Source organism: Geminicoccus sp. (genome assembly GCF_035556675.1).
Lineage (GTDB): Bacteria > Pseudomonadota > Alphaproteobacteria > Geminicoccales > Geminicoccaceae > Geminicoccus.
Map to the genome: position 1 here is coordinate 30,759 of NZ_DATMFZ010000062.1, position 12,006 is coordinate 42,764.

Consider the following 12,006-nt stretch of genomic DNA (forward strand, 5'->3'; position numbering starts at 1 on the left):
AGAAGAAATCGGTCCCGTTAGCTGCGCCGGGACAACAAAGGTGCGGCCTGCACGACGGGCCGTCGATTGGGGATGCACGGACCGGCAAAGGTCCGGCAGGAGCGGCGCTCAGAGAGCCTGGTCCGGTGTTCGGGACGAGGCGGCCCTGCACGCCGTTCCGAAAGCAGGGAGGCTGTTCGATGTTCTATGTTCCGAAGAACGCGATCTATAAGCGGATTCCCCGGCGCAAGTTCCTGGAGCTGGGCGGCGGGGTCGCGACCGCGCTGGGTGCCGGCTCGATCGCGGTGGGCCTGAGCTCGGTGGTGACGCGCAACCCCGTCCAGGCGGCGTCCTCCGACGACGCCAAGTGGAAGCAGTATTCGGGCACCAAGCTCGTGTTCATGAGCGAGAACACGCCGCCCTCCTTCGCGATCCGCGAGAACCTGAAGCCGTTCTACGACCTGACCGGCATCGAGGTGGAGATCCTGACCGACGACCTGCCGGTGGTGCAGCAGAAGGTCGGCATCGACCTGCGTAGCGGCAAGGCCGACTTTCACCTGAACTACGTGCAGGACAAGCCGATCGGCGCGCCCTTCGCTGATTACTTCGCGAACCTTAACGACTTCATCAACGACGACACGCTGCCCCAGGACCCGGACGGGATGGGGGCGGACGCCTGGTTCGAGAACTTCCTCGATGCCTGCGGGACCATGTATACGCGCGATCGGCTGATCGCGTTCCCGTACGACTCGGCGGTGGCCTGCACCTTCTACCGGCAGGACCTGTTCGAGCAGCACAGCCCGGACTTCGAGAAGGAGTACGGCTACCGGATGGAGTTCACGAACGACACCACCTGGAAGAACGTCTACGAGTTCGCCGAGTTCTTCAAGAAGCTGCGCGCGGCCGGCCAGGACGTGCCGTATGGCTATGCTCAGCACCAGGGCTCGTTCGCCTGGACCGCGCAGCTCGACATCCAGCGCCTGATGTTCGCGCACGGTCAGTGGACCGAGTTCGACGTCGACGACAAGCTGGGCTCCAAGGAGCCGGGCCCGACCCGCTGGGGTGACGAGGCCTCGGTCTTCCTGATGGAGAAGTGGAAGGAGCTGGCCGACGTCGCCCATCCGGACAACCTCGCCAACGACACGCTGCAGCTCAACACGGTCTACCAGGCCGGCCAGATCGCGATGCAGGTCCAGTACCACGAGTTCGCGGCGTCGATCGAGGACGAGAAGACCAGCCGCGCGGCCGGGGGCAAGACTGCATACGCCGCCTGCCCGAAGGGCGAGGCCAGCTGGATCAAGAATGGCGGCCAGGCGGTCAACGGCACCAATTGCGGCATCGGCGGCATCGGCATCAACAACAATGCCTCCGACGACCTCAAGCGCGCCGCCTACCTGTTCTCCGTGTGGTCGACCTCCAAGGACACCCAGTACAACGTGCTCAAGGGTGTCGGCGGCACGCCGACCCGCAAGGCGGTGATGGACATGCCGGGGGTGAAGGAGGCGCGCCAGCGGCCGACCGACATGCCGAACGCGCTGACCTTCGACGCGGTCTACGACTACGGCATCAAGGACCCGCATTTCGTGCTGGGTCCGAAGATCCCCGAGGCGAACGAGTACTATCAGATCATCCTGACCGAGGTGCAGAAGTGCCTCTCCGGCCAGCAGGACCCGGCCGCGACCTGTGAATCGATCCGCGACCAGGTCGATGACTTGAACGACATCTGAGCAATGTTGGTGTCCGCCGGCCGCTCATGGCCGGCGGATCGCTCTTGGAGCAGGCATGGCCACCCAAGTTCTTTCCGGCGGTGCACTGCGTGGCGATGCCCCAGGCGGCATCAACCCGGTCGGCATCATGCCGGGTTTCGTCACCCGTGACGGCGTGACCGTGCTGGAGCGCGAGCCCGCCGTCCGCAATCCCGAGCCGTCGCGCCGCTACTACTTCTACATGATGGCCCCGGCGATCATCACGCTGGCAGCGATCTCACTCTACCCGTTCTTCTGGCTGATCTGGATGAGCCTCCATGACGTGGACGTCATGGCGGGCGACAAGTGGATCGGGCTGAAGAACTTCGAGCGGCTGTTTACCCGTGACACCAAGTTCTCGAACGGCTGGCTGCTGCTGATCCAGTACAGCGCCCTGTGCCTGTTCTTCGAGGTGGTCCTGGGCGTGCTGATCGCCGTCCTGCTCAACCGGTCGCGCTGGGAGAAGGTCCTGGTGACCGTGTTCCTGATGCCGATGATGATGGCGCCGGCGATCGCGGGTCTGGTCTGGTACTATCTCTATAACGGCACGTTCGGCTGGTATCACTGGTTCATGCAGAGCGTGGGCCTCTTGGGCGAGACCTCGATCCTGGGCTCGCCCAGCACCGCGATGATCGGCCTGGTCTTGGTCGACATCTGGCAGTGGACGCCCTTGATCGTCCTGATCACGCTGGCCGGCCTCAAGCGGGTGCCGCGCGACCAGCTCGAAGCCAACATGGTCGACGGGGCAGGGGAGATTCGCAACTTCTTCCAGGTCGTCCTGCCGAACCTCTACCCGTTCCTGCTGATCGGCATTCTGCTGCGCTTCATGGACAATTTCCGCTTCATCGACTCGGTGCTGATCCTGACCGGCGGCGGGCCGGCGGACGCCACCAACATCCTGCCGGTCTATCTGTTCGACGTGTCCTTCCAGTACTTCAAGCTCGGCCGCGGTGCCGCGATCGCGCTGACGCTGCTGGTGGTGACGATCATCCTGGGCATGTTCCTGGTGAAGATCTTCGACAGTCCCGCTGCGCGCAATGTCGGCCGGACGGAGGGCTGAGCCATGGCTTCCAAGGATGTGGTCGAATATGCGTCGCCGGCGCGGCGCATCGCCAACGTGGCGGTGGTGATCTTCCTGGCCGTCTACCTGCTCTGGACGGTCCTGCCGATCTTCGTGATGTTCGTTTCCTCCCTGAAGGACCTGTTGGAGGCCTTCAGGATCCCGGCGGTGGGCGACTGGAGCGGCATCGCGCTGTTCTTCGACTTCCAGCCGACGTTCAAGCACTACGCCAACCTGTTCGTGAACCTGAACTTCGGCGTCTACTTCTTCAACAGCGTCGCCGCGGCGCTGGGCTCGGCGGTGGTCTCGGTCACGCTGGGGGCGACTTGTGCCTATGCGCTCTCGCGCACCGAGTTCCGCGGCAAGAAGGACCTGTTCTTCTGGATCATCAGCACGCGCATGGCGCCGGTGGTGGCGGTGATGGTGCCGCTCTACGCGATCTTCCGCTCGCTGGAGCTGGTGGGATCGCTGTGGGGCCTGATCCTGGCCTACACCACCTTCAACCTGCCGTTCGCCATCTGGATCCTCAAGGGCTTCTTCGACAACGTGCCCTACGCGATCGAGGAGGCGCAGATGGTGGACGGTGCCACCAGGCTGCAGGCGTTCCGCTCGATCCTGCCGCTGGTGGCGCCCGGGATCGGCGCGTTCCTGGTCCTGTGCGTACTGTTCGCCTGGAACGACTTCCTGTTCGCCTCGATCATCGGCTCCGGCGGTGCCAAGACCCTGCCGGTCGCCACCAAGGAACTGGTCCAGCCGCAGAACATCCAGTGGGGCAGCATCATGGCGGCCGGCGTGGTGACCACCCTGCCGATGATGTTCCTGGGCCTGCTGATCCGGCGCTACCTGGTGACCGGGCTGACCATGGGGGCGGTGCGCGAATGACCGGCCCCGGCAGCAAGAGCGCCCGCAACAAGAACGATCGCCCCAGCAGGGCAGGGTTGAGGATTTCTCTATGGCTTCGGTGAGCATCGACAAGGTCTGGAAGTACTACGGCCAGACGGCCGCGGTGAAGGAACTGCACCTGGAGGTGGCGGACGGCGAGTTCGTGGCGGTGCTGGGGCCTTCGGGCTGCGGCAAGTCCTCGACGCTGCGGATGCTGGCGGGTCTGGAGCATATCAGTGCCGGCGAGATCCGCTTCGGGCCCAAGCGGGTCAACGACCTGCCGCCGCGTGACCGCGACATCGCCATGGTGTTCGAAAACTACGCGCTCTACCCGCACAAGACCGTGTTCGACAACATGGCGAACCCGTTGAAGCTGCGCGGTGTCGAGCGCAGCGTGATCGAGGAGCGCGTCCGCAAGGCGGCCGCGATCCTGGAGATCGGACACCTGCTGGAGCGTCGGCCGGGCGAGCTGTCCGGCGGGCAGAAGCAGCGCACCGCGATCGGCCGGGCGATCGTGCGCGAGCCGGCCTTGTTCCTGTTCGACGAGCCGATCGCCCATCTGGATGCCAAGCTGCGCGCCCATATGCGCGGCGAATTGAAGCTGATGCAGCGCCGGCTCGGCACCACCATGATCTACGTCACCCACGACCAGCTCGAAGCCCTGTCGATGGCCGACCGGATCGCGGTGATGAACGACGGCGTGCTCCAGCAGCTGGGCACGCCCAGGCAGATCTACGACCACCCGGTCAATGCCTGGGTCGCGGGCTTCGTCGGGGAGCCGCCGATCAACTTCCTGGACTGCCGGATCGTCGAGGAGAACGGCGAACTGCGCCTGGTCCATCCGGGCTTCAATCTGGCACTCCGCCCGGAGCAGGCCGCGATCGTGCGCGGGCGCTACGCTCAGGACGAGGTGCGCATGGGCATCCGCCCGGACCAGGTCGCGATCAGCACGACGCAGAGCCCGGATTCCTTCGGTGGCCGGATCCTGGTGACCGAGCCGATCGGTGGCGACATGCTGGTCGATGTCTCGCTCGGCAAGGACAAGGTGCTGGTCAAGACCCGCCCCGACTTCGAGGGTAGGATGGACGGCCCATGCTACTTGACCCTGGACCGGGGGAGGTGGCACCTGTTCGGTAAAGACGACGGCGTGGCCCTGTTCTGACCGTCGAAGAACGGCGCGGGGGGAACGGCACTAGCCGCAGTCTGGGAAGGCTTGACGCAACGACCGGAAAAGCCGGCGTTGGTCGGTGAAACGGTTCGCCTGACGATTGGGGCGGACCTGGGAGGTAAGAAGTGCAGCTAAGTCGTGAGGATCTGCTCAAGGCATATCGCCGGATGGTGATGATCCGTGAGTTCGAGGAGGCCGTGCACGAGGAGTTCTCGGCCGGCAGCATTCCGGGCTTCGTCCATCTCTATGCGGGTGAGGAAGCCTCGGGTGTCGGCGTGTGCATGCACCTGAACGACAACGACTACATCGCGTCCACGCACCGCGGCCACGGCCACTGCCTGGCCAAGGACTGTGACGAGCACGCGATGATGCTCGAGATCTTCGGCAAGAAGGACGGGCTCTGCGGCGGCAAGGGCGGGTCGATGCACATCGCCGACCTGTCCAAGGGCATGATGGGTGCCAACGGCATCGTCGGCGGCGGCCCGCCGCTGATCTGCGGTGCTGCGCTCACCGCCAAGACGCTGAAGAACGGCGGCGTGGCCGTGGCCTTCGTCGGTGACGGCGCGTCCAACCAGGGCACCGTGTTCGAGAGCTACAACCTGGCCAAGGTCTGGAACCTGCCCGCGATCTTCGTGGTCGAGGACAACGGCTATGCCGAGGCGACCTCGTCGAAGTACTCGGTGGCCGGCAGCCAGGTGAACCGCGGCAAGGCGTTCGACATCCCGGCGGTCGAGGTCGACGGCAGCGACTTCTTCGCGGTCTGGGAAGCGGCCCGCGAGGCGGTCGAGCGTGCCCGCAATGGCGGCGGTCCGTCGCTCATCCACAGCCGGGTGCTGCGCTACTACGGTCACTTCGAAGGCGACGCGATGACCTATCGCCCGGCCGACGAGGTGGCGAACTACCGGGCCAACAAGGACCCGCTCATGCTGTTCCGCCGCCGGGTGACCGAGGCCGGGCTGCTCGAGGGTTCCGCGCTCGACGAGATCGACCGGAGCGTGAAGGACCGGATCGCGCAGTGCGTGGTCCAGGCCAAGTCGGCGCCCGAGCCCACCGAGGCCGATCTGCTCACCGACGTCTACATCTCCTACTGATCCTTTTGAGCGGCAGCGAACAACATGGCCAAGAAGAGCTATCGGCAGGCGATCAGCGAGGCGCTGACGCAGGAGATGGAGCGCGACCCGACCATCGTCATCATGGGCGAGGACATCGCCGGTGGTGCCGGCGGTGACGGCGAGCATGATGCCTGGGGCGGGCCCCTGGGCGTCACCAAGGGCCTCTACACCAAGTTCGGTCCGGATCGCGTGCTCGACACGCCGATCACCGAGAGCGGGTTCATCGGTGCCGCGGTGGGTGCCGCCGCGTCCGGCCTGCGCCCGGTGGCCGAGCTGATGTTCGTCGACTTCATGGGGGTCTGCTTCGACCAGATCTTCAACCAGGCGGCGAAGTTCAAGTACATGTTCGGCGGCAAGGCCAAGACGCCGGTGGTGATCCGCACCATGTACGGCGCCGGCTTCCGGGCTGCCTCGCAGCACAGCCAGTGCCTCTACAACATGTTCACCCACATCCCCGGGCTGAAGGTGGCGCTCCCCTCCAACCCGTACGAGGCCAAGGGCCTGCTGATCCAGGCGATCCGCGACGACGATCCGGTGATCTTCTTCGAGCACAAGGCCATGTACGACATGGAGGGCGAGGTCCCCGACGAGACCTATGCCATCCCGTTCGGCCAGGCCAACGTGACCCGCGAGGGCGACGACGCGACGATCATCGCGTTCGGCCGGATGGTGAACTTCGCCAACACCGTGGCGGACAAGCTCAGCAAGGACGGGATCTCCTGCACGGTGGTCGACCCGCGCACCACCTCGCCGCTCGACACCGAGACGATCCTGGAGACCGCCGCCGAGACCGGCCGCGTGGTCGTGGTCGACGAGGCCCATCCGCGCTGCAACATGGCGACCGACATCTCGGCGCTGATCTGCCAGGAAGCCTTCGACAAGCTGAAGGCGCCGATCAAGATGGTCACGGCCCCGCACGCGCCGGTGCCGTTCTCGGCGGCGCTGGAAGACCTCTACATTCCGAGCATGGACAAGATCGAGGCGGCCGTGCGCTCGGTCACGGGGAAGTCGCACTGATGTCAGAGATCCAGACGATCGTGATGCCCAAATGGGGCCTCGCGATGCAGGAAGGAATGCTCGCTGCCTGGCACGTGGAGGAGGGCGCTACCGTCTCCAAGGGCCAGGAGATCGCCGACATCGAGACCTCGAAGATCGCCAACGCCTTCGAGAGCCCGGTTGCCGGCAAGCTGCGCAGGATCCTCGTCACCGGCGGGGAGACTGTCCCCGTCGGCGCCCTGCTCGGGGTGGTTGCCGACGACTCGGTGAGCGACGCCGAGATCAGCAGCTTCGTCGATGACTTCCAGGCGAAGTTCGCCGAGCAGCTCGCTGCCTCGGCATCGGAGAAGGGGCCGGAGCCCGAGACCGTCGAGGTGGGCGGCCAGCGCATCCGCTACCTGCAGATCGGCGATGGCTCGGGTGCCCCGATCGTGCTGATCCACGGCTATGGCGGCGACCTGAACAACTTCCTGTTCAACCAGCCGGCCCTGGCGGAGAAGCACACGACCTACGCCATCGACCTCCCGGGTCATGGCGGCTCGACCAAGGACGTGGGCGAGGCCGACATCGCCGGCCAGGCCAAGACCGTTTTGGGCTTCCTGGATGCCAAGAGCATCCAGAAGGCGCATCTGGTCGGCCATTCGATGGGCGGTGGCGTGTCGCTCTACCTGGCGACGCACCACCCGGACCGGGTCGCCTCGGCGACCCTGCTGGCCCCGGCCGGGCTCGGCCCCGACATCTCGATGGAGTACATCAACGGCTTCATCGAGGCGTCGCGGCGCAAGAAGCTGGAGCCGATCCTGCAGATGCTGGTCGCCAAGCCCGAGATGGTGACCGGCGACATGGTCGAGGACGTCCTGAAGTTCAAGCGCCTGGACGGGGTCGACGCCGCGCTCAAGAAGGTGCGCGACGCGGTGTTCGCCGGCGGCAAGCAGGCGCTCTCGCTGCGTGACCAGCTGGGCTCGGTGAAGGTGCCGGTCCAGGTGATCTGGGGCACCCAGGACAAGATCGTGCCGGCCAGGCACGGCGAGGGCCTGCCGGGCTCGGTCAAGGTCACGACCTTCGACGATGCCGGCCATCTGATCCACATGGAGAAGTCGGCCGAGGTCAACCAGGCCATCCTGGCGTTCGCCGCGGCGGACTGAAGCGACCGATCCGGAAAACCAAGGGGGGAGGCACCTGCGCCAAGCGGGTGCCTCCCTTGCCGTTTCCGGAGGGCCCTGGCCATGTCCCCGGCCATCCCGCTAGGACAGTGCCGATCCCTCCAGCCACCGGCAGCGCATGCGTCTGATCCACACGTCCGACTGGCATCTCGGCCACGAGATCCTGGGCTTCGACCGCGGTCCCGAGCACGATCATTTCCTCGCCTGGCTGAAGGGGCAGGTCACCGCACTGGCGGCCGACGTGCTGCTGGTGACGGGCGACCTCTACGATACGGTCAACCCGTCCACCGCCGCGCAAGGGCGGCTCTACGAGTTCCTGGCCTCGCTGCTCCGCGACGTGCCCGGCCTGCAGATCGTGCTGACCGGCGGCAACCACGATTCCGCCGCGCGCCTGGAGCTGCCATGCCCCCTCCTGGACAGCACGCGGATCACCATCATCGGCGCCGTGCCGCGCAGGGACGGCAGGCCCGACCCCGCCGCCCTGTCGGTTCCGCTGCGCCGCCGCGACGGCACGCCGGCCGCCTGGTGCGTGGCGGTCCCCTATCTGCGCCCGGGCGACCTGCCGGAGCCGGCCGACGGCGAGAGCGGCATCGCCCGGCTGCACCGTCTGGCGGTGGCCCATGCCGACGCACAGCGCGGCAACCTGCCCCTGGTCGTCACCGGCCATCTGCACGTCACCGGCGGCGAGATCTCCGAGCTTAGCGAGCGGCGGGTGGTGATCGGCGGCGAGGAAACCGTGCCGGTCTCGATCTATCCGCCGCACGCAGCCTATGTGGCACTCGGCCATCTCCACCGGCCGCAGCGGCTGAAAGGCCCGACGGAGATCCGCTATGCCGGCTCCCCCTTTCCCCTGTCGGTCACCGAGCGCCACTACCGGCACGGCATCCTGCTGGTCGAGCTGGACGCGGACGGTCGCTCCCGGGTCGAGCCGGTCCAGGCCCCGCGCCTCGTCCCGTTCCTGCGCGTACCGGCCCAGGGTGCCGCACCTCTGGAGACGATCGAGGCCGAGCTCCAGGCCCTGACCCTGGATGATCCCGGCCGTGAGCGCCGGCCATTCCTGGAGGTGGTGGTCCGGCTGGACGGGCCGCAGCCCGACCTGCGCCGCCGGATCGACCAGGCACTCCAGGGCAAGCCGGTGCGCCTGGTCCGGATCGGCCGCGAAGCCCCTGCGGCCGCGGCGGGCCAGAAGGAGGCGGCGGCACGCGAGCTGGCCGAACTCGCCGAGACCGATGTGTTCGCCGAGCTGCACCGCGCCGAGCATGGCGGCCAGGACCCGGCCCCCGACCTGCTCCAGGCGTTCAAGGAGCTGCTGGCCGAGGTTCAGCAGGCGGAAGGAGCGCCGCGATGAGGATCCGCGCCATCCGCGGCCAGAACCTGACCAGCCTGGCCGGCCCCTTCGAGCTGGACTTCGAGGCCGAGCCCCTGCGCAGTGCCGGCATCTTCGCGATCTCCGGGCCGACCGGGGCCGGCAAGTCGACCCTGCTGGACGCGATGTGCCTGGCCCTGTTCGACCGCCTGCCGCGCTTCGACCATGCCGACCGGGAGAAGGTCGGTGAGCGCGAGGGCGAGCAGGTCCAGTACAACGATGTCCGCCACGTGCTGCGCCATGGTGCGGCCGAGGCCTATGCCGAGGTCGACTTCACCGGCCAGGATGGCCGCGACTACCGCTCGCGCTGGCAGCTCCGCCGGGCGCGGGGCCGCTCGGACGGCCGGCTGCAAGCCCAGAGCATCACGCTCACCGACCTCGCGACCGGCCAGGTCATCGGCGACAAGAAGCTCGAGACGCTGGCCGAGATCGAGCGCCGGGTGGGGCTCAGCTTCGACCAGTTCCGCCGCGCGGTCCTGCTGGCCCAGGGCGACTTCGACACCTTCATCCGCGCGAATGCCAAGGAGCGCGCCGAGCTGCTGGAGCGGATCACCGGCACCTTCATCTATGCCGAGCTGTCCAGGGCGGCGTTCCGGCGCAAGAAGCAGGAGGAGCAGGCGCTGGCCCTGCTGGACGAGCGGATCGCCGGTGCCGTGCCGCTGCCGCCCGAGGAGCGCCAGGCCGCCGAGGCAGCCGAGGCGGCGGCCAAGGCAGTGCTGGATGAGCTCGACCAGGCACGCGCCGGGCTGGAGCGGGAGCGTGTCTGGCACGAGCAGGACCAAAAGCTCGCCGCGCATCTGGCCGAGGCGGAAGCGGCTGCCGCCCAGGCGGAGGCCGCTCATGCCGCCGAGGATGGCGCACGGGCGGCCCTGGCACTCCACGAGCGCGCGCTGACGGTGCGACCGCAGTTCGATGAGCGGGCACGCTGCACCCGCGAGCTGGCCGAGCTGGCGGCACGGGAGCTGGCAGCCGCCAGGGCATGCGAGGCCGCGACCGCCGAGGCGGAAGCGGCCGGGGCGTCCAGCAGGGACGCCGCCGAACTGCTGGCCGACGTCCAGCGCGAAGCCGACCGGCTGGCACCGTTGCTGGCCGAGGCGCGCGCCATGGACGTGCGGCTGGAACGTGCGGAAGCGGCGGCCGTTGCCGCGGAGGCCGAGCAGGCCCGCCGCCTGGCCGAGCGGTCCGAGGCCGAAGCGGCGCTCCAGCGCCTGGACGCCGCTCATGCCGAGGCGACCGCCGCGCTGGCCGAGCACACCACCTGGCTGGACGCGCATCCCGGCCTCGATCTGCTGGCCAGCCGGATCGGGCCGGTCCTGCAGGATCTGGCGGCCGCCACGGAACATGACCGGCGCTTGGCCCTGCTGGCGGAACGCAATGCGGAACTGGCCAGGCAGCGCCAGGTCCTGGCCGAGGCGGCCGCACAGCGCACCGCCGAGATCGCCGAACTGCGCGGCGCGGTTCAGGCTGAGACGGCTGGGATCGCCGGCCTTCAGGCCGAGATTGCCGCCATCGACCGCCCGGCGGTGCAGGAACGGCTGGACCGCTGCCGCCAGCTCCGCTCGGCAATGGAGGCCCTGGATCAGGCCGACGGCGAGGCCAAGCGGATCGCCGCGACCCTGGCCGAGCTGGCCGATGAACTGGCCAGACTCGAAGCGAGCGCCACCCATGCGGCCGGCGAGCAGTCCCTGGCCGAGGCGGCGCTGCCGGCGGCACGCGCCCGGCTGGACGAGGCCCGGCGCGGCCTGGACCTGTCCGAGGCCGCTGCCGGCGATGCGGCCAGGCATCTGCGCCTGCAGCTCCAGCCCGGCCAGCCGTGCCCGGTCTGCGGTGCCATCGAACATGCCGCGGCCCCGGCCGACCAGGTCCTGGCCACGCGCGTTCTGGCGGACCAGCAGCGGGTCGCGGAGCTGGAGGAAGCTTTCCAGGCACTGCAGCGCCGCTCGGTCGAAGCGGCCACCCTGCTGCGCGCCTGCACCGAGCAGCGCCCGCAACTGGAGCGCCAGCAGGCAGCTTCCCTGGTCGAGCAGGCACGCTGGCAGGAACGCCACGACGTTGCCCTGGCCACCATCGCCACGCAGAGCGAAGGCCTGCTCCCATCGCCACCCGCCGAGAGTGGCGCCCATCACCTGGACCAGATCGAGCAACTCGCACGTGAGGCCTCGGCGCAACTGGCGCGCCTGACCGAGGTCGAGACCCGGCTCGGGCAGGCGCAATCGGCCCTGGCGGAGCGGCGCGACCGGCTGGACGGCCTCGCCGCTGCCAGCGACCAGTCGACGGAGCAGGAGCGCGAACTGGCCCTGGAGGCAGAGCGCTGCGCCGAACGCCTGCGCGCGACCGAGGCGGAACGTGACGGCGTGCTGGCGCGCCTGGGCGAGCTGCTGGATGGCCCGTGCACCACGTGGCGGGACCAGCATGGCAAGGATGCGCAGGCTCTGGCCGAGCAATGCCGTGACCTTGCGGCCGCCTGGACATCCCGGACTGCTGCCATCGAGGAGATTCGCGGCAGGCTCGGCGAACTCGGGGAGCAGCAGGGCG

General features: G+C 68.1%; 9 protein-coding genes. All 9 read left to right on the plus strand.

The annotated features are described in order from the left end of the window. Window positions 1–179 precede the first annotated feature (179 nt). Window positions 180–1,706, plus strand: coding sequence for an ABC transporter substrate-binding protein (locus VNS22_RS04765; RefSeq protein WP_325730133.1), 1,527 nt, complete (start codon window positions 180–182; stop codon window positions 1,704–1,706). 55 nt (window positions 1,707–1,761) lie between these two features. Next, window positions 1,762–2,784: a sugar ABC transporter permease gene (locus VNS22_RS04770; protein WP_325730135.1), complete on the plus strand. Its 1,023-nt coding sequence runs from the start codon at window positions 1,762–1,764 to the stop codon at window positions 2,782–2,784. Between the two features lie 3 nt (window positions 2,785–2,787). Next, window positions 2,788–3,666 carry a carbohydrate ABC transporter permease gene (locus VNS22_RS04775; protein WP_325730137.1) on the plus strand — a complete coding sequence of 293 codons (879 nt, stop codon included), beginning with the start codon at window positions 2,788–2,790 and terminating at the stop codon, window positions 3,664–3,666. A gap of 70 nt (window positions 3,667–3,736) precedes the next feature. Next, on the plus strand, window positions 3,737–4,828 hold the full coding sequence (locus VNS22_RS04780) for an ABC transporter ATP-binding protein (RefSeq protein ID WP_325730139.1): 1,092 nt from the start codon (window positions 3,737–3,739) through the stop codon (window positions 4,826–4,828). 131 nt (window positions 4,829–4,959) lie between these two features. Beyond that, window positions 4,960–5,925, plus strand: a complete 966-nt coding sequence (locus VNS22_RS04785) for a thiamine pyrophosphate-dependent dehydrogenase E1 component subunit alpha (RefSeq protein ID WP_325730141.1) — start codon at window positions 4,960–4,962, stop codon at window positions 5,923–5,925. 24 nt (window positions 5,926–5,949) lie between these two features. Beyond that, window positions 5,950–6,963, plus strand: coding sequence for an alpha-ketoacid dehydrogenase subunit beta (locus VNS22_RS04790; RefSeq protein ID WP_325730143.1), 1,014 nt, complete (start codon window positions 5,950–5,952; stop codon window positions 6,961–6,963). Then, window positions 6,963–8,087, plus strand: a complete 1,125-nt coding sequence (locus tag VNS22_RS04795) for an acetoin dehydrogenase dihydrolipoyllysine-residue acetyltransferase subunit (protein WP_325730145.1) — start codon at window positions 6,963–6,965, stop codon at window positions 8,085–8,087. Before VNS22_RS04790 ends, VNS22_RS04795 begins: the two co-directional genes overlap by 1 nt. A gap of 136 nt (window positions 8,088–8,223) precedes the next feature. After that, complete coding sequence (locus VNS22_RS04800) at window positions 8,224–9,453, plus strand: exonuclease SbcCD subunit D C-terminal domain-containing protein (RefSeq protein WP_325730147.1); 1,230 nt, start codon at window positions 8,224–8,226, stop codon at window positions 9,451–9,453. Further along, window positions 9,450–12,006, plus strand: a 2,557-nt coding sequence (locus VNS22_RS04805) for an AAA family ATPase (protein WP_325730149.1), incomplete at its 3' end; no start/stop codon positions are given. The genes VNS22_RS04800 and VNS22_RS04805, both read left to right, overlap by 4 nt.